Consider the following 19,858-nt stretch of genomic DNA (forward strand, 5'->3'; position numbering starts at 1 on the left):
AAGCTGAAAATTAGTTTTCTTCAGACAGTTCTTTGTAGCGTTTGTAGGTTTGTCTTGCATCTTCTTCCGAAGCGTCGAGAAGTTCTTCGCCTTCTTCGGGGGAGCGACGGAGCAGGGATGCGTAACGGTTTTCGCTCATAAGGAATTCGCGATAGGACTTGGAGGGTTCCTTGGAATCCATGATGAAGGGATTTTCGCCCTTGGCGATGAGCTCGGGATTGTAGTGGTACAGTTGCCAGTAGTTACTTTCGACGGCTTCTTTTTGTTGTTTCGTAGCATAAGCCATGCCCTTGGTAATACCGTGGTTGATACAGGGGGAGTATGCGACGATGAGAGACGGTCCGTCGTAAGCTTCGGCTTCTTTAATGACCTTGATCAAGTGGTTCATATTGGCACCGAGAGCGACCTTGGCGACGTAGATGTCGCGGTAGCTCATGGCCAACAGACCCAAGTCTTTCTTCGCGGTCTTCTTACCTGCAGCGGCAAATTGTACGACAGCACCCTTCGGGGTAGCTTTCGAGGATTGACCGCCGGTGTTGGCGTAAAGTTCGTTGTCAACGACGAGGACGTTTAAGTCGGCGCCTGTTGCGAGGACGTGGTCCAATCCGCCGTAGCCGATGTCATAAGCCCAGCCGTCGCCGCCGTACATCCAGAAGGATTTCTTGGTGAGTTGTTCTTTGTGAGCGAGGACATAGTCTCTTGCCTTCAAGGCTTCGCCGTCGAGATCCAGGCGTTTCAGCGCTTCGATCACAGCGTCGCTGCGTTCGCGGGTGCCTTCGCCGACATTGTAGTTGTCGACCCATTCTTTGATGGCGGCTTTTGCTTCTTTGTCGTCGATGGCTGCAGCGACCTTATCCAATTCCATGGCCACTTTTTCACGTTGTTGACCGGTAGCCAGGTACAGACCTAAGCAGAATTCCGCATTGTTTTCAAACAACAAGTTGGACCATGCGGGACCGAAGCCTTGGTGGTTGGTGGTGTAAGGTGCGATGGGGAATGCGCAGCCCCAAGCTTGGGAACAACCCGTCGCATTGGCGATGTACATTCTGTCGCCGAAGAGTTGGGTGAGAAGTTTCGCATAGGGAGATTCGGAACAGCCGGCACATGCGCCCGAGAATTCGAGAAGCGGTTGTTCGAATTGGCTACCCTTGATGGTAAACTTGTCCATGGGGTTTTTCTTGTGGGACAAGGTCATGGCGTAATCCCAGTTTTCTTGTTCCGGAAGTTGTGTTTCGAAATCTTCGAAGACCAGGGCTTTTTCCTTGGCCGGGCAAGTTTGAACACAGTTGCCGCATCCTGTACAGTCGAGGGGATCCACTTGAATGGCGAATTCGTATTCTTTGAAGCCCTTCGCGGGGAGTGTGCGGAAGTTTTCGGGTTTGTTCTTTGCTTCTTCTTCATCTAACAAGAAGGGGCGAATGGCTGCGTGGGGGCAGACGAAAGAACATTGGTTACATTGGATACAGTTATCCGGTTGCCAACGGGGAACGTGAACGGCGATGCCCCGTTTTTCGAATTTCGAGGTACCCAAGGGAATGAAGCCGGATTCGTAGCCTTTAAATGCGGATACGGGCAGGTCGTCCCCGTGAAGTTCCGTAATGGGAAGCATCATGTTGCGGACGTAGTCGGATAAAGTCGGATCGACTTCCGGTTTTTCCACGGTGAGGTTCTTCCATTCGGCCGGTACTTCGAATTTGCGGAGGTTTTGGTAGCCCACTTCGATGGCCTTGTAGTTCATGTTGACGATCTTATCGCCTTTTTTGCCGTAAGATTTCTTTGCAAATTCCTTCATTAAGCGTTCGGCTTCATCCATGGGGATGATTTCTGCGAGCTTAAAGAATGCGGATTGCAGAATCGTGTTGGTACGACGACCTAAGCCGATTTCTTCAGCCAATTCGACGGCGTCAATGGTGTAGAATTGAATGTCGTTTTCAGCCAGGTATTTCTTAACCTTGTTGGGCAAATGACCTGCGAGGGTTTCGTCGTCCCAGGTGGTGTTCAATAAGAAGACGCCGCCCGGACGAATTTCGTTGACGATGTCGTAACGGGAAATGTAGCTTTGGTTGTGGCAAGCGATGAAGTCGCCGTAGGTAACGGCGTTGCTGTTACGAATCGGTTCGTGGCCGAAGCGCAGGTTGGATTTGGTGATCCCGCCGGTCTTCTTGGCGTCGTATTCGAAGTACGCTTGTACATACATATCCGTATTGTCGCCAATGATCTTAATGGAGTTTTTGTTGGCACCGACGGTACCGTCGCCGCCGAGACCCCAGAACTTGCAGTTGATGATCTTGGGATTGCGAATAACGAAGCTGTGATCCACCGGTAAGGAACGATAGGTAACGTCGTCGACGATACCGACGGTGAAGTCGTCTTTCGGTTCGTTTTGATTGAGGTTTTCGAAGATGGCGTTAATTTGTGCGTGGTCCACGTCTTTGGAGGAAAGACCGTAGCGGCCGCCGTAAATTTCAGGCGCATTTTCCATGTTGTTGTAAACAGCGGAAACGTCTAAGAACAAGGGATCTCTGCCGCCCGGTTCTTTGGTACGGTCGATGACGGAAATCCGTTTGACGCTCTTGGGCATTTCAGCTAAGAAATGTTTTTTGGAGAAGGGGCGGAAGAGGTGAACTTGTAAGTAACCGGTCTTTTGGCCTTCTTCATTTAAACGGTCGACGGTGTCTTTTACCAAACCGCTGACGGAGCCCATGCCGACGATGACGTGTTCTGCATCGTCTGCGCCGTAGTAATTAAAGAGGCGGTAGTCCGTGCCCTTTAATTCGTTGACTTTATTCATGTAGCTTTCTACGATTTCAGGCAGACGGTCGTAGAAAACGTTAATGGATTCTCTGGATTGGAAGTAAGTATCCGGGTTTTGAACGATCCCTCTTTGTTTCGGGCGTTCCGGATTCATGGCGTTTTGTTTGTAGTGTTCGACGGCATCCCAGTTTAAGAGATTGCCCAGATCTTCGTAATCGAAGACTTCGACTTTTTGAATTTCGTGGGAGGTTCTGAAACCGTCGAAGAAGTGCATGAAGGGTACGGAACCTTCAATGGCTGCCAAGTGGGCGACGGCGGCCAAGTTCATGGTTTCTTGAACATCGCCGGATGCGAGCATGGCCCAGCCTGTTTGACGGCAAGCCATAACGTCCGAATGATCCCCGTAAATAGAAAGAACGTGGGAACCTAAGGTACGTGCGGCAACGTGCATAACGCCCGGATACAGCGAACCGGCGGTACGAAACATACTGGGGATCATGAGAGCAAGACCTTGCGATGCGGTGTAGGTCGTGGTCAATGCGCCCGCTTCCAAAGAGCCGTGCAGGGTAGCTGCAGCACCGGCTTCAGCTTGCATTTCTACTAAACGTACTTCTTGTCCGAAAAGATTCTTCTTTCCGTCAGCAGACCAGCTGTCGACTGAAGCTGCCATGGGGGAAGAAGGGGTAATCGGGAAAATTGCTGCTACTTCGGTAAACGCGTAAGAGACGTAAGCCGCCGCTTCGTTACCGTCCATAGACTTATAGACTTTTTCGGTCATGTACACACTCCTTAATATTCTTGCGAGTATTATGTCCAATCGTCGGCGGAACCGACAGGTGCGGGGTGCGGCCCGAATGTGAAAACGTTATCAGGCTGAATTCCCCGTCCTCGAAAAACATTATATACAAAGGCGTAGAAAAATGATAGCTGATTTTCAGAAAATTGTGAAAAAGCATAATTTCTAAAGAATTTTGTCGACAAACAACAATATTGGCGGATGTAAATTGAAAAAACTAAAAAATGAACGAAGAAGAAGGGGAAAGTTAAAACTTTCACGGTCCGAGTCAAAAATTTTCGGCTGTTTTTACAAATCAAGGGTGAGAAAAATGACGAAGCTTCATTAAAATGTGCGGACCGAATGACTCGATGGTCGAAATTTTTCAGGGACAGCCGTTGCAATGGTTAACCCGGCCCGATTTTACGCGCCCATCTTCGGCAGGCGGGAAAGTCGACGAAAAAGGGACGCGAACCGTGGCGTCGACAAAGCGAATCCGAAGGCGGAAGTGATCGCCGGAAAGAAAGAGAGGAGGAAAAAGTGTATGGAATCGTAAGACGGTGGCTGGGAGACCGATTCATGTAATGAATGCTTTTAATCGAGGTGTAATTAATTGAAAGAAGAGAGAAGTAACCGAAGCAAAAGTCGTCAGAAGACACGGAGTTGAGGGATTTCTTTTTCCTTAAGGGGCCTGAAATTTTGATTGATCTCGTAGAGAAATTCGATTATAATATATCTTTAAATAATCAATTTTCTGTTACCGGAGATGAATCCGAAAAATTTAGGCGCAACACAGGTGTACGGAGGTTTTTATGGACAGCATGAATGGAAAGAAGAAAGTAAAAGCCATAGGCGTCGAGACTTTTGTGTTTCTCGTTATACTTCTCGGCGGATTCTATTTAATCGGTCACAAAATGGGCGTCGGCATGATGTTCAAGACCATGATGGCCACGGCCCATGACCTGCTCTTGTCGACGGTCTTTTTAATTATGGCCATGGCCGTGTTGGCCGGCGCCATTAGCGGCGTCATGTCGGAATTCGGCGCCATCGCCCTGATTAATAAAATCTTCGCGCCCTTGATGAAACCCGTCTGGGGACTTCCCGGCGCCAGTGTCACCGGTGCCGTGGCCACCTTTTTGTCGGACAATCCGGCGATTATCTCCTTTGCAAAGGACAAGACCTTTACCCAATACTTTAGGAAGTATCAAGTGCCTGCCCTTTGTAATTTAGGGACATCTTTCGGCATGGGCCTCATCGTCACCACCTTTATGATCGCCCAAGGCGAGGAATTTATCGTGCCGGCCATTATCGGAAATCTCGGCGCTGTTATCGGCTCCGTCGTCAGCGTGCGCCTGATGCTGATTCAAACGAAAAAGTATTACGGCGACGCGGCCGAAGATCCCTACGACGAAACCTTGACGGCGGAAGACCTCGAAGGCAAAAATGAATTCCGCTACATTCGCGAAGGCAATCTCTTCCAACGCACCTTGGATGCGCTCCTCGAAGGGGGAAGAAACGGCGTGGACATGGGCGTGTCCGTGATCCCCGGCGTGCTCATCGTCTGTACTTTCGTCATGATGATTACCTTCGGACCCGGCGAAGGCGGCCAATACACCGGCGCGGCCTACGAAGGCGTGGAATTTCTGCCCTTGGTCGGCCAAAAGCTGCAATTTATCTTTGAACCGATCTTCGGATTCCAATCGCCGGAAGCCATCGCCTTTCCCATTACGGCCCTTGGTGCCGTCGGTGCGGCGATTTCCCTCGTGCCGAACTTTATTGCAACGGGCGTGGCCCTGCCCAACGACATCGCCGTCTTTACGGCCATGGGCATGTGTTGGTCCGGTTATTTAAGCACCCACATCGCCATGATGGACGCCTTGGATTCCAGAGAATTGGCGGGCAAAGCAATTTTGTCCCACACCATCGGCGGCTTGGCGGCGGGCATCGCAGCGCACTTCATTTTTATGCTTATCGGTTAAGACACAAAGGCGCGGAGGAATCTGCGCTTTTTTTCATTGCCCTTTATGAGATTTGTGTTAAAATCATGTAGAAAACCGTGAAAGAAATGGGGAATCAATTTGCAAAGTTTGAATAAAAAAAGATTACGAAGCTATGCCATTCTCGGCATCGCCATGATTTTATTGAGGCAAGGGGTAATGGCCGCGGGATTTATGCGGGCGACCACGAATTTCATCGCCGCATGGGGCATGGCCCTTGCGGCCATCGGCTTCGTCGTCTTTCATCTTGAATTGCGCCGCGGCCGGGGCATGTCTCCTGAAGGCGAAGAAGTGCTCTTCGGCGGGCCGATGCTTCACGGCGGGCTTATCGTCGCCTTGTCGCTGTTCTTTTTTGCGCTGACATTGGCAAAGGGTCTGATTATCGGTGTCCTCTTCGGCGGCTTGCTTCTGCTTTTTACGAAGTTAATTCGCAATGTAAAACAATCATAAGATGAACAGCCATGGGATCTCTGCGGAGATCCTGTTTTGATTTGAGGCCTGTATTTTTTTATTTTCAAAATATGGGAAATAAATGGAAAAAGAAAAGAACGGAAGTTTGTGTATTTGCCCCTATGGCGGGTAAAAATTATAAATCGGAGAAAACCATTTTAGCGACCGGTACGGATCAATCGAATATTGGAAAGAGCCTTTATGAAAAAAGTAATGACAATTTTAAAACGGGATTTTAAGCGGATACTGACCAACGAGGCGGCACTTCTCGTTCTCGTGGGTATTTCTTTGCTTCCGTCTTTTTACGCGTGGTTCAATATTGCCGCAAACATGGATCCCTATGGAAATTTGGATCAGGTAAAGATCGCTGTCGCCAACGAAGACACAGCCGTGCCCTTTCAGGGAAAGGACCTCAATGCCGGCGACGAAATCGTGGCGGAACTAAAAAAGAACGACCAGCTCGGGTGGACCTTTGTGGATAAAGAGGCGGCCATCGAGGGAGTGAAGGCGGGGGATTACTACGCCGCCATCGTCATTCCTTCGGATTTTTCCTCGTCTTTTCTGTCCATTTTAGATGAAGGCGCCATTCGCTTCCCGGCCCTGGATTACTACGTCAACGAAAAACTCAACGCCATCGCGCCGAAGATTACCTCCACGGGGCTCGGCACCCTGGAAGCGCAAATCGACAGTCGCTTCGTGGCCATGAGTTCGGAGATTTTAGGGGAAAAAGTGGCGAAGACCACGACGGATTTCCGCGGCGAGACGGAGGAAAAGCGCGACGATGCCATTCAAAGTCTGGGCAAGGTGAATCAAAACCTGGCGGAATATGAAACGGTGTTAAAAAACATGGACGGCGAGCTGAATCGCCTGTCGGAATTGAGCCGCGGCGCCCGCAAGGACGTCACGGCTTTGAAGGATGCGGTGAGAAAAGGCGAAATTACGCTGGATGAAGCCTCGGCGCTCCTGGAAGAGACCCGGCGGCAAAGTGAAAAGATCGCCGGCGCCTACGAAGACATGATGGACGACATGGATCGCATGGCGCGCATGGCAGACACCTATTCCGAGAAAAAGTACTTATCTTTGGACCGAGACTTTACCCATGAAAAGCAGCGCATCGAGCGCAGTCTCGTGGACATGGAATTGATTAACGATATAAACAGACGAATTCTGAGGGATTTGGACTGCCTCACGCCCATACCGAAAGAGGCGCGGCCCCTGGATGTCGTGGGGCGTTGGCAGCAAATCAATAGAAGAAACGGCGCCCTTTTAGACGCCGCGAGGGAGCAAAATGCGGCCATCAAATCGGCGAGAATCTCTCTGGAAGACAACCACCGCACGATTCAAAATCGCCTGAAGGAATCCTCTGACGCCCTCGACGATTTAAGGCTTGATTTCCGGAGCAGCGTTCCTCCTATCATGAATCAAAGCTTCGATTTGCTGAATCAGGTGGAAGGGCATTTTTCCGCAAGCTTATCCACCATGCCCGTGCTCCTGGACGAATTTGATCGCCTGCTCGGCGACATGGAGGCCATGTGCGGCGAAGCCCACAAAACCGTGGAAAACAGCTTGGAGAGCCTTGGACGCGCCCAAAACAGCATTTCCGGCCTGCAAAAGGATTTGGGGCAATTGGACCGCGGTCCCCTCTACGAAAAAATTCGCCGGGCTACCATCTTCGACGAAAACACCTTTACCACCTTTATGGAAAGTCCGGTGAAGATCAACGAACACGTGGTTTATCAAAGCGAGAACTACGGCAGCGCCATGACGCCCTTTTTCACGAACCTGGCCCTTTGGGTCGGCGGCATGATTCTTATTTCGATTATAAAAATCGACGTAGACAGAGACGAGTCCGTGGAACCATTGAGCTTTAAAGGAGCCTACGTCGGCCGCTGGGCCCTCTTTGCCTCGATCGGCCTGATTCAGGCCCTTATCGTCAGCGTCGGCGACCTGTGGCTTTTGAAGGTCCAGTGCGCCCATCCCTTCCTCTTTGTGCTTACGGCCCTTTTGTCCTCCCTGGCCTATGTGTCCATGATCTATTCCTTGGCGGCCACCTTCAGAAACATCGGCAAGGCCATCGCCGTTATCGTGCTGATCCTGCAAATTCCCGGCGCTTCCGGCACCTATCCTATCGAAATGATGGCACCCTTTTTCCGCTCCATCTATCCCGCGCTGCCCTTCCACTACGGCATCGACGCCATGCGGGAGGCCATGCTCGGCGTGTATGGATTCCATTTGGGAAAATATTGGCTGATATTGCTGGCCTATTTGCCCCTGTCTCTATTCATCGGCCTGGTCGGTCCTCGGATCTTCGGCGGCCTCAACCATATTTTCGATTTAAGACTGGCGGAAAGCGAGTTGATCCACGGCGACCTTCCGGAAAAACAAAGCATTATGAGCGGCGACTTGATCCCCATGATTTTATCCCAAGATACTCGAGGCTTGGAACGCGTGAAGGATAAGCACGCACGCTTCTTTGCCGGCTATGAAAAAAAGAAGTACTACGCCTTTGTGGCCCTGGCCCTGGTGCCCGGCATTTCCCTCTGCCTGCTCCTGGGCATGGACACCAAGATTCGCTACCTGGTCATTTGGGTCGCCTCTATTATCGCCTTTGCAACCTACTTGATTTGGCTGGAATATTACCGCCGTCGCTACGAAGTGGAAGCGGAGTGGTTGGCCCTTTCCGAATCGGAAGTACTGGATCGACTGAAAGGCAAGGACGCCCATGAATAAAATTAAGAACCATATTAAGGAAGATTTTTCCAGAATTAAAAACAACAGCATCGTCCTCGTGGTGTTTTTGGGCATTAGTTTGATTCCCTGCCTCTACGCCTGGTTTAACATTGCCGCCTCCTGGGATCCTTACAAACATACGGAGAACATTCCCATGGCCGTGGTCAATGAAGACAAGGGCTACGAGCCCACCTTGATTCCCAAAACCTTCGACATCGGCGAGAAGCTGAAGATGAACCTCGCCGTGGAAGAGACGGTGAATTGGATCTTTACGGACCGGGAAGATGCCGTGGAAGGCGTGAAAAGCGGCACCTATTACGCCGCCATTATTATTCCCGCCGATTTCAGTGAAAAGATGTTTTCATTCCTGTCTCCGGGAGGCGAAGCGCCGGAGCTGGAGTACTATGTCAACGAAAAGAAAAACGCCATCGCCCCGAAAGTTGTGGGAAAAGAAGCGGGCAATCTAACCGATTGGGTGAAAGAAACCTTCACGAAAACCCTCTACGACACGGTCTTCGATTCCCTTCTGACGTTCAAAGAAGACGGGGAAAATGCCCGCACCGACGCCCTGTGGGATCAGCTGCAGCAACAATTGGGCCAAAGCAGCGACGCCTTAAGCGTGCAGGCCGCCACCCTGCGCTCCTTTAAACAATTGGCCGAGGCCTCGAAAGTGGTCATGAAAAGCGGCGACAATCTCATGGATACGTCCAAAAGCGCCCTGGACGAAAACATGGGGCGTATGAAGGAAGATCGAAAGGATTTAAATGAATTAAAATCCACATTAAACCTCTTTCGCCGAAACATGGAAACGGCCTTGGATAAAAACATCGCCTACATGGAAAAATTAGGCGGCGACGTGGACGACCTCTTCGAAGACGGAGAAGCGAAGCGTGACCGCTTTGTGGCCAATCGTCGGGCCGTGATCAGCACCTTGGAACAGGACATCAAAGACAAAGAAGAGATGGTGAGAAAAATCACGGATCTCAATGACGAACTCCCCATTCCCCTTATGGGCTTGGAACGGGCGGCGGAAAAAATTTGCCGAAGCAAAGGCTACGAAGAGGCCATGCTCAAGGACCTCAAGGCCGTGGACGACGGGGAGGCCGAAGCCTACGAAGACATCGCCGCCTTGCGCCGTGAATTTCTCGACAGCAAAGAGAGAAACCAAGAGAATTTAGATGCCCTTCGCCGGGAAATCAACGAAACCATGTTTGCGCGCCTGGATTCCGTTCAAAATCAATTGGACGGCGTGGGCAAAGATACGGAAAAACTCTGGGCCGATGCCCGTCAGTCGGCGAAGGAAGTGGCCCGCCTGTCGGCCCGGCTTCAGGGAAATTTGTCCGATTTATCCAATCATATGGATCGTTCCATTGAATTAATCGACGGGGCGAAACAATCCGTCGACGACCTCTACGACAAAACCGTGGTATTGGAAAATTCCGAAGGCGTGGACAAGATAAAACTCTTTTTATCGGAAGATACGAAACAGTTGAGCCAATTCCTCGCAAAGCCCATGCAGACGCGCATCCACCACATTTTTGCCGTGGAAAACTACGGATCGGCCATGGCGGCCTTCTACACGACCTTGGCATTGTGGGTCGGCGCGGTGATCCAGGTTGCATTGATCGACGTGAAGACGCCGGCGTCCTACGAAGAGAAATACGGCGAATTTAAGCCCCACGAGCAGTATTTGGGAAGGCTGAGTCTGTTTCTGATTATCGCCACCATCCAAAGCCTGCTCATCGCCTTGGGCGATCTGTACTTTTTGGACATTCAGTGTTTGCATCCGGCCCATTTCCTCTTTACCACCTGGGTGGCATCCATGGTGTTCACCATGGTCATCTACACCTTGACCGTCTCCTTCGGCGACATCGGAAAAGCCATCTGCGTCGTGCTCATGGTTATTCAAGTGGCGGGCAGCGGCGGGACCTTTCCCATCGATGTGGCGCCGAAATTTTTCAGAGTCATGTATCCTTTCTTGCCCTTCGTGTACAGCATGAATGCCATGAAAGAAACCATCGCCGGTTTTTACGGCGCAACCTACACCCGCTCCCTCTTAATCCTACAAATCTATCTGATCGGATCCTTGGTGCTCGGCCTCGTTCTCAGAAAGCCCATTGTAAAACTGAACGACCGCTTTATGGAGCGATTGGAAGAGACCAAAATAATGTAGACAAACGAGAAAAAATCTTCTCTGTCCTTTTTGCGACGGGGAAGATTTTTTATTATTAATTTTTTTAGTGGGAAAATGGAACAGACTTTTATAATTCCTTGACTTTCGGACTTTAGTAGACTAGAATATTAGCAACTTAAGGAAACACTTAAGTGCAGAAAAAATACTTAGGGATTTAGGAGAGATGACTATGAAACTAAGAAGAAGACGCATTCTGTCCATGGCTCTCGTAGCCATGATGCTGTTAGTGTTCACGGCAGCCTGTACCAAAGTCGATACCGGAAAAGCCGGCGACAACGGCGGCAAAGATGCGCCCCAAGAAGCCACTCGTGCAAAATTCGAAACCTTAAAAGACGGCGACACGATCCATATCGGTATTATCACCGGTACCGTATCCCAAGCGGAAGACGAATTCCGTGCGGCTCAAGAAGCCATTAAGAAATACGGCAACGCCGACGAAGGCGGCATGATTCGCCACGACACCTATCCGGACCGTTTCGAAGCGGAACAAGAAACCACCATTTCCAAAATCGTCGCCATGGCAGACGACCCGGATATGCGCGCTGTCATCGTGAACCAAGCGGTTCCCGGAACCTCCGCCGCATTCCAACAAATCCGCGCCAAACGCCCGGACATTATCTTGATCAACTTAACCGCACAAGAAGATACGGTCATGGCTGAAAACAGCTCGGACTTAGTCTTAGACGCCGACAACGTCAGCCGCGGCTACCGCATCATCAAGGCTGCAAAAGACATGGGCGCAACGAAGTTTGCACACATTACCTTCCCCCGCCACATGTCCATCGAGCTCTTGGCTCTGCGTCGTGCCATTATGGAAGAAGCCTGCAAGGACTTAGGTCTTGAATTTATTTCCTTAAACGCTCCCGACCCGACCACCGACATCGGTGTTCCCGGCGCACAACAATACATCGCAGAAAACATTCAACCCTGGATCGACAAATACGGCAAGGACACGGCGTTCTTCTGTACCAACGACGCCCACACGGAACCCTTGTTAAGAGGGGTTGCAGCCGGCGGCGCCATCTTCGTCGAACAAGACTTACCTTCCCCGATTATGGGTTATCCGAAAGCATTCTCCGTCGACATTCAAGATAAGGCCGGTGACTGGCAAGCCATCAACGCCGAAGTCGAAAAATCAGTTGTCGCAGCCGGCGGTTCCGGTCGCATGGGTACCTGGGCATACTCCTTAGGTTACTCCCTCACCTTAGGTGCCGTTGACTTAGTACAAGAAGTTCTCCACGGCAAAATGGAACTCACCAACATCGACAACATCATCGACTGCGTCGACAACTACACCGAAGGTGCAAAATGGATGGCCGTCAACTACGTCGACCGTGCATCCGGCGAAAAGAAAGACAATCACATCCTGCTCGCACAAGACACCTATGTCTACGGCAAGGGTTACCTGGGCATGGATAAGGTCGAAGTACCTGAAAAATATATGACCATGAATATCGACTTGGATGCAATTAAAGCATCGCAAGAACAAGCGGAAGGCGAAACAGGTGAATAATCGTCGCAAGACGAGCATAAGCATCGGAGATAAACCAGCGATTTTCGTTGGTTTATTTCCTATTAGGAGGTAAATTTTGGCTGAGAACATGTTGGAGGTTCGACATGTCGAAAAGCGCTTTGGCGAAAACGTCGTATTAAGAGACGTGAGCTTCGCCCTGGCGCCCGGGGAAATTCTCGGGCTCGTCGGCGAAAACGGCGCAGGCAAATCGACCTTAATGAACATTATCTTCGGAATGGAAGTCATCCGGGACACCGGAGGCTTCGACGGAGAAATTTTACTGAACGGAGAGCCCATCGACTTTAAATCCCCCATCGACGCGTTGGATGCGGGGATCGGCATGGTGCACCAGGAGTTTAACTTAATTCCCGGTTTTACCGCCGCCGAAAACATTACGTTTAATATGGAGCGCACCAAGCAATCGGTGATCTCTTCCATCTTCGGAAAGAAATACGCCACCATTGACACGGAGGCAAACATCGCCCTCTCCGGCGAATCCCTTGATACCTTAGGCGTGGCCATCGACCCGAGAGGGATGGTGTCCGAAATGCCCGTAGGTCATAAACAGTTTATCGAAATCGCTCGGGAAATTACCCGAGAAGATGTGAAGCTTATTATTATGGACGAGCCCACCGCCGTCTTGACGGAATCCGAAGCCGACCAACTCATGGCGGCATTGAAACGATTGTCGGATCTGGGCATCGCCATTATCTTCATCACCCACCGATTGAGAGAGATCTTAAATGTGTGCGATTCCATCGTCGTTTTAAGAGACGGCGAAATCGTGGAACGCCGAAAAAATGAAGGTCTGAACATCGACCAAATTGCCGCGTGGATGGTGGGCCGCGAAAACGGCATTCGTCCCGAGGCGAGAGAAGAACGAAGAAAGGCTTCCGACGAAGTGGCCCTCAGTATTCGCAACCTGGCTGTGGACATGCCCGGCGAACAGGTTTACGATGTGAATCTCGACGTCCGTGAAGGGGAGATCTTAGGCATCGCCGGTCTCGCCGGCCAAGGCAAACTCGGCATCGCCAACGGCATCTTGGGCACCTATCCCGTCACAGGCTCCGTGGAATTTCACGGAGAACCTTTGGAACTCGGAAACACCAATAAAATTTTAAAGAGCAAAATCGCCTTCGTTTCCGAAGACCGCCGGGGCGTGGGCCTCTTGCTGGACGAGCCTATTTACTGGAATATTTCCTTTAACGCCATGCAGGTGCAAAATAAATTCGTGAAACGCGTCCTCGGGATGCGCTTCAGAGACGAAGCGGAAATGCGCCGCGTCTCCGACGAATACATTCAGTCCTTAGCCATTAAAACCACCGGCGGCGATCAAAAAGCCGGGAACCTTTCCGGGGGCAATCAACAAAAAGTTTGCCTCGCCAAGGCCCTGTGCATGGATCCGGAGCTCCTGTTTGTATCGGAGCCCACCCGCGGGATCGACATCGGCGCCAAGGAATTGGTGTTAAACGCCCTGGAGAAAATCAATCGGGAAGAAGAGACGACCATCGTCATGATCTCTTCGGAACTGGAAGAATTGCGTAGCATTTGCGACCGCATCGCCGTCATCTGCGAAGGGCGCATCGCGGGGATCTTGCCTGCGACGGAAGATGCGAGAAAATTCGGCTTATTAATGAGTGGTGAGAAAGTAGAGGTGGATACTCTTGAATAAAACATGGATTCAACGAATCGGGCTGCCTCGACTGATCATCGGTCTGTTCCTATTGGCCCTCTTTGCGGCGGCACCGGCCGCCGGCGTGTCCCTGGGCGATTCCATCGAAAACGTCCTGGCGCGCTTCGGCATGTTCTCGATCTTAGTTCTTAGTTTGATTCCCATGGTCCAATCGGGCTGCGGGCTGAACTTCGGCTTGCCCATCGGCGTCGTCGCCGGCATCTTAGGCGGCGTCACCAGCATCGAGTTCGGCCTCACGGGTTTTGCCGGCATCTTTTTAGGGATGCTGTTAGGCGCCTTGGTGGCCATCGTCTTCGGATGGGGCTACGGCGTCCTGCTCAACAAAATCAAAGGCGACGAAATGTTGATTGCCACCTACGTCGGCTATTCCTTTACGGCATTTATGTGTATGATCTACTTGATCCTGCCCTACAAAAACCCGGTTTCCGTATTAAGTTACGCCGGCAAGGGCCTTTCCCAACAAATTCCCGTCGCCGATTACTGGATGAACAGCGCCGTGGATGCGGCGGGGACCAGAACCTCCACCGGTGTCTTGACGGACTTCTTAAGCTTCCATATTTTCGGCGTGCGCATTCCCGTGGGGATGTACTTGATCTTCGCCATCCTGGCACTGGCCGTGTGGGCCTTCTTCCGCACGAAAACCGGTACGGCCATGACCGCCGTGGGATCGAATCCGGAATATGCCAGAGCCGGGGGCATTAACATCAACCGCATGCGCCTGTTCTCGGTCATCCTTTCCACGGTCATCGCCGCAGTGGGCATCATCGTCTATCAACAATCCTACGGATTTATTCAACTCTATCAATCGCCTCTGTCCTTTACCTTCCAAACCGTCGCGGCCCTCTTAATCGGCGGCGCCAGCATTAACAAGGCGACGATCCCCAATGTCATCATCGGGACCTTCCTGTTCCAGGGGATTATTACCTTAACGCCGACGGTCATCAACGGCGCCATTAACATCGACGTGTCGGAAGTTCTCAGATTGATCGTCACCAACGGTATGATCGTCTACGCATTGACCAGGAGGAATCGCAATGAATAAGTCCTTTACATCAAAGCTGTCGCGATACGCCGTGCCGATTCTGTTTACAATCATCATCGCCATCGGCTTATGGATCGCAAAGCCCCCCTTAAGCTACGTTACCTCGGAAATCGGCAAGCGCATGGTGCGCAACACCTTCCTCGTCCTTTCCCTGATCATTCCCATTATCGCCGGCATGGGGATCAACTTCGGTATCCCCCTGGGCGCCATGAGCGGCCAAATCGGCCTGATCTTCGCCCAAGACTGGGGCATCACCGGCCCGGCCGGCATTCTCGTCGCCGTCTTAATCGGCACGCCCATCGCCATTATGCTGGGCAAATTCTCCGGCCACGTCTTAAATCGTGCCCGGGGTCGAGAAATGATCACCTCAATGATGCTCGCCTTCTTTATGCTGGGCGTGTACATGCTCTTTTTGCTCTACCTGTGCGGGTCCTTGGTGCCCATGCACAATCAATCCATGATTTTGTCGAAAGGCTACGGAATCAAAAACTCCATTACCCTGACGACGGGTCATGCCATCGACAACATTCTGCTCTACAACATTAATTTCCCCGTGTCGGCGACGCAAAGGGTAAACATCGACATCCCCGTGGTGACGATTTTGATCATCGCCCTGCTCTGCGTCTTCATTGTATGGTTCAAAAAGACCAAGCTGGGCCACGACATGAAGGCCGTCGGCATGGACCAAGTGATTTCCGGAAATGCCGGGATCTACTCCGACAAGGTGCGGGTACAATCCATCGTCATCTCCACCGTATTGGCCTGCTACGGGCAAATTATCTATCTGCAAAACATCGGCACCCTGGCCACCTACGCCGGGCAAGACCAAGCGGCCCTTTACGCGGCGGCCTCCATCCTCGTCGGCGGCGCCAGCGTCATGCGGGCCTCCATTCCCAACGCCGTTTTGGGAACCATGCTGTTCCACTTAATGTTTATTATCCTGCCCCAAGCCGGCCGGATCCTTACCGGCGATGCCATGATGGGCGAGTACTTCCGTACCTTCATCTCCTACGGCGTCGTAACCGTTGCCTTGATTATGCACGCGTACAACCGCCTGAAACAAGCGGAAGAAGCGCGTCAGGAAAACAGGCGAGAGGCATTGAGTGGCGGCGAACCCACATCCGGTGAATCGGCGGCATCGTAACATGATGAAGAGACTCGAAAGGGTCTCTTTTCATTTTGGCCGCAAGAGGTGGTAAAATAGATAGCATCGAAAAAGGATTGGTTTTTCCAGGAGGTGTTTATGTTTAAGAATGAAGTCGACCGCGTCGGGCAGGCGGCGGCGGACAAGGTTCGCTTTTTAAATGAAAATCCCGGCGGCTATTTCGTCTCATCCCTCATGGCGGGGATGTACATCGGTTTCGGTATTTTGCTTTCCTTTACAATTGGCTCCATGGGCTCCTTGCCCCTTATGAAGCTTTTCATGGGCATGTCCTTCGCCTGTGCCTTGAGTTTAGTCGTTATGGCCGGGGCGGAGCTTTTTACGGGCAATAACATGGTCATGGCCACGGGCTTTATGCAAAAAACCGTGTCGGCCAAGGAGATGCTGAAGCTCTGGCTGATTTGCTACGTGGGCAATTGGCTGGGGAGCATTCTTCTCGCCTGGATTTTTTCCCGCACCGGGCTTATGACCGAGGCCTTCTGCGAGACGGTGGCGAAGGCGGCTGCGGCAAAGGTGAGCATTCCCTTCGGCGCGCTGCTTCTTCGCGCCGCATTATGTAATATGCTCGTGTGCCTCGGCGTGTGGTGCTCCATAAAAATGGCCTCGGAGTCGGGGAAACTCATTATGATCTTCTGGATCATCGTCATTTTTTTCACCGCAGGCTTCGAACACTCCGTCGCCAATATGACGCTCTTATCCCTGGATTTTATGGCGCCGGCCACGGCCATGACCATGGGAAGTTACCTCTACAATATTTTAACGGTCTCTTTGGGCAATATGATCGGGGGCGTTTTCTTCGTCGCCGTGCCCTACACCCTTATGGCGAAAAAATAAATTTTTCTAATAGCAAAGCGATCGGCGTTCCGGTCGCTTTTTGCTTATTTCCATGCTTAAAAGCTCGGTTCATGGTATAGTTAAGTAGACAACAGTAAAGTTCAGAAACAGAAAGGAAGATTTTATGCACTACACAGGACAAACATTTCGCCCGCCGAGAGAGGCATACAGCCCCCTATTGGAAGTGACGGTGGGCTGTTCCCATAACGAATGCACTTACTGCGCCATGTATAAGGACGTGAGTTTCAGAAAGGCGCCGAAGGAGCAGGTGATTGCGGATCTTCAAGAGCTTTCGTCCTATGCCGATCGCCTGGACCGCATCTTTCTCTTAAACGGCGATCCCTTTATTTTGGACACGGACTACCTTCTGGAAATCGCCGATTGGATTTACGAGTACCTGCCCAATATCGAGACCATTACCTGCTACGCGTCGATTTTCGACATAAAAAATAAAAGCGTGGAGGATTTGAAGCGGCTGAGAAAGGCCGGGTACAATCAATTGTACATCGGCATCGAAACGGCCCACGATCCCACATTAAAGCGCATTAAAAAGGGCTGCACCCAAGAAGACGAGTATCGGGAACTGGCCAAGTTGGAAGAAGCGGGCATCGACTGGATCTGCATGGTCATGTCAGGCATTGCCGGCAAGGAAGACAGCTTCGCCCACGCCGAGGAAACTGCGGCACTTTTAAACAAGCATCAACCCTTGAGCGTCTCGCCTCTCACCACCTCGGTTCACGCGGGCACGGAGCTCGCGGAAGAAGTGGCGCGGGGGGATTTCGTGCCTCTGACGGAAGGGGACATTCTTCTCGAGGAAATCCACCTTTTGGAAAAATTGGATCTCAACCCGCGGGCGCTGTTTTTCGGCGTTCACGCCTATAACACGGCGCCGGTCATCGGCCGCTTCTCGGAAAAAGAAGAGATGCTCAGAAAGCTTCGGGCGGTCTACGATAGCATGACGGAAGAACAGAAAAACGCGCGGCTGCAACGCTACGGCTATTAATGAAAAGGCCTCTCTATGAAGCTGTAAAAGGCCTTCGCGGCGGGGCGAACTTCGCCATGCCCGGGCATAAGGGCCGTGTGGCTTTCGATTTTGACTTCGGGGACGATTGGACGGAAGTCACCGGGGCGGACAATCTCTTGGATCCCACGGAGGCCATCGCCGAAGCCCAAGCTGAAATCGCCGCGGCCTACGGCGTGAAGAAAAGCGTCATCGTCCCGGCGGGCTCCACTGCGGGGATCAAGCTGGCCCTTTATCTCGCGTTAAAGCCCGGGGAGAAGATTTTGATTCAGCGCAATTCCCACCAGTCCCTCTTTCACGGGGCCGTGGCGTTGGATCTTCACCTCTCTTACCTGTCGGCAAATGTGGACGAGGCCACGGGTCTCTTTTCCGGCGTGGATCCCGAGGATGTGAAAAAGGCTTTAGACGAAGACCCGTCCATTGCCGCCGTGTTTTTGACGAGCCCCGACTACTTCGGCGGCGGCTTAAAGCTGAAAGAAATCGCGGACATCGTCCACGCTCGGAACAAGACTCTCATCGTGGACGAGGCCCACGGCGCCCACTGGGCCTTTACGCCTCTGGCGAAGTTCAGCGCCGTCAATTATGCCGATTACACGGTGCAGTCTCTGCACAAAACCATGGCGGCTCTCACCGGAGCGGCGCTCTTGCACATAAATAAAGAAGTGGACGAGAAGAAGCTCTTAAAAGGCATGGGCCTCTTTCTCTCCACCTCGCCATCCTATTTGCTCATGTTGTCCTCGGAATACGCCGTGGCGGCGGGGAAAGACATGGATTGGAAGAAACTCCTGCGCTTTCGTGAGCAAATCGAAAAGCGCCTGCCCCAACTTACTGTCGTAAAGGCGCGGGGGAATTTTATAGCCTGCGAAGATCCCATGAAGTTTCTCTTTCACCTGCCCGGCTATCGGGGCGACGATGTGGTGTCCCTTTTGGCGGAGGAAGGTGTTTACTTGGAGATGGGCGACGCTTATTACGCCCTGGCGATTTTGTCTCCCTATCACGAGGACGAGGACGTGGAACGCTTGATTCGCGCCATTCGATCCCTTCCGAAAAAAGAAGAGGGAAGCGGCTTCGAAAAGGGTATATATCCCGAAACGGAGGCGGTCTTTCGGCCGAGGGAAGCCTTTTTTGCGGAGACGGAAAGCGTATCCATCGACGAGGCGAAAGGCCGAGTGGCGGCACAAAACATGACGCCTTATCCGCCGGGCATTCCCGTCGTCACCTATGGCGAGCGGATCACGGAGGAAGTGATTCGGGCGATTAAAGGGAGGAAAGACATCCCGGGCTTTGAAGGCGGAAAAATCACGGTCATTAAGGAGGCATTATGAAGTATTATCTCATCGAAGGCAAGTTCAAGACCTTCAGCTTTTCACTTTACGACGACGAAAACAAGGATCTGAAGGCGGAATTCGACGCCTTTATCCAAGCGGGCATGGACCGGGGGGATTTCCTCATGTTCGGCGACAAGGCCCACGGCCTTCTCGGCCTGGCAAAAGGCAGCCATTTAGACGATGTGCTTTCGGAATTCGAAAGCGATCCGCTGACCTTGGCCGATGTGGTGGAATACCGAATCGTGGAAATCGAAGATGCCGTGATCAGCAAGCATCCGGAGAAATTTTTAGAAAAATAAACAAGCAAAAAGCGAGCACATAGGCTCGCTTTGGACGCAAGACAAACGACAAACACTATTAGGGGT

The 19,858-nt window shown here is 51.7% G+C and carries 13 protein-coding genes; 12 read left to right on the forward strand and 1 reads right to left on the reverse strand.

Translation table 11 applies throughout. The features are described from left to right. Nucleotides 1–10: 10 nt before the first annotated feature. Entirely contained in the window at nt 11–3,532 is a 3,522-nt protein-coding gene (nifJ, locus tag DG046_RS00210; RefSeq protein ID WP_108830612.1) for a pyruvate:ferredoxin (flavodoxin) oxidoreductase, read from the reverse strand. An 809-nt stretch (nt 3,533–4,341) separates the two neighbouring features. Between nifJ and DG046_RS00215 the strand changes: the two genes are divergently transcribed. The 12 genes from DG046_RS00215 (at nt 4,342) to DG046_RS00270 (ending at nt 19,792) form a co-directional block, all read left to right on the forward strand. Continuing rightward, the gene (locus DG046_RS00215) at nt 4,342–5,508 is read left to right on the forward strand and encodes a CD0519/CD1768 family membrane protein (protein ID WP_199909554.1); all 1,167 of its coding nucleotides are present in this window, start codon (nt 4,342–4,344) and stop codon (nt 5,506–5,508) included. 108 nt (nt 5,509–5,616) lie between these two features. After that, nucleotides 5,617–5,976 carry a hypothetical protein gene (locus DG046_RS00220; RefSeq protein WP_159082001.1) on the forward strand — a complete coding sequence of 120 codons (360 nt, stop codon included), beginning with the start codon at nt 5,617–5,619 and terminating at the stop codon, nt 5,974–5,976. Nucleotides 5,977–6,177: 201 nt separating this feature from the next. Continuing rightward, nucleotides 6,178–8,706 (forward strand): YhgE/Pip domain-containing protein, encoded by a 2,529-nt coding sequence (locus DG046_RS00225; RefSeq protein ID WP_108830614.1) that lies wholly within the window; start codon nt 6,178–6,180, stop codon nt 8,704–8,706. Next, nucleotides 8,699–10,879, forward strand: coding sequence for a YhgE/Pip domain-containing protein (locus DG046_RS00230; protein ID WP_108830615.1), 2,181 nt, complete (start codon nt 8,699–8,701; stop codon nt 10,877–10,879). The genes DG046_RS00225 and DG046_RS00230 overlap by 8 nt, the downstream gene beginning before the upstream one ends. A 190-nt stretch (nt 10,880–11,069) precedes the next feature. Beyond that, complete coding sequence (locus DG046_RS00235; RefSeq protein WP_108830616.1) at nt 11,070–12,413, forward strand: DUF3798 domain-containing protein; 1,344 nt, start codon at nt 11,070–11,072, stop codon at nt 12,411–12,413. A 76-nt stretch (nt 12,414–12,489) separates the two neighbouring features. After that, the gene (locus tag DG046_RS00240; RefSeq protein ID WP_108830617.1) at nt 12,490–14,085 is read left to right on the forward strand and encodes a sugar ABC transporter ATP-binding protein; all 1,596 of its coding nucleotides are present in this window, start codon (nt 12,490–12,492) and stop codon (nt 14,083–14,085) included. Further along, on the forward strand, nt 14,078–15,148 hold the full coding sequence (locus DG046_RS00245) for an ABC transporter permease subunit (protein ID WP_234411427.1): 1,071 nt from the start codon (nt 14,078–14,080) through the stop codon (nt 15,146–15,148). The genes DG046_RS00240 and DG046_RS00245 overlap by 8 nt, the downstream gene beginning before the upstream one ends. Further along, nucleotides 15,141–16,292 carry an ABC transporter permease subunit gene (locus tag DG046_RS00250; RefSeq protein ID WP_108830619.1) on the forward strand — a complete coding sequence of 384 codons (1,152 nt, stop codon included), beginning with the start codon at nt 15,141–15,143 and terminating at the stop codon, nt 16,290–16,292. The genes DG046_RS00245 and DG046_RS00250 overlap by 8 nt, the downstream gene beginning before the upstream one ends. A gap of 99 nt (nt 16,293–16,391) precedes the next feature. Further along, a complete protein-coding gene (locus DG046_RS00255) occupies nt 16,392–17,144 on the forward strand; it encodes a formate/nitrite transporter family protein (protein WP_108830620.1) in 753 nt (250 codons plus the stop codon). Nucleotides 17,145–17,268: 124 nt separating this feature from the next. Continuing rightward, entirely contained in the window at nt 17,269–18,147 is an 879-nt protein-coding gene (locus DG046_RS00260; protein ID WP_108830621.1) for a radical SAM protein, read from the forward strand. Then, entirely contained in the window at nt 18,147–19,490 is a 1,344-nt protein-coding gene (locus DG046_RS00265; protein WP_108830622.1) for an aminotransferase class I/II-fold pyridoxal phosphate-dependent enzyme, read from the forward strand. The genes DG046_RS00260 and DG046_RS00265 overlap by 1 nt, the downstream gene beginning before the upstream one ends. After that, nucleotides 19,487–19,792, forward strand: a complete 306-nt coding sequence (locus DG046_RS00270) for a hypothetical protein (protein ID WP_108830623.1) — start codon at nt 19,487–19,489, stop codon at nt 19,790–19,792. The genes DG046_RS00265 and DG046_RS00270 overlap by 4 nt, the downstream gene beginning before the upstream one ends. Nucleotides 19,793–19,858 lie beyond the last annotated feature (66 nt).

Origin of the sequence: Aedoeadaptatus coli, assembly GCF_900343085.1 — a bacterium.
Lineage (GTDB): Bacteria > Bacillota > Clostridia > Tissierellales > Peptoniphilaceae > Aedoeadaptatus > Aedoeadaptatus coli.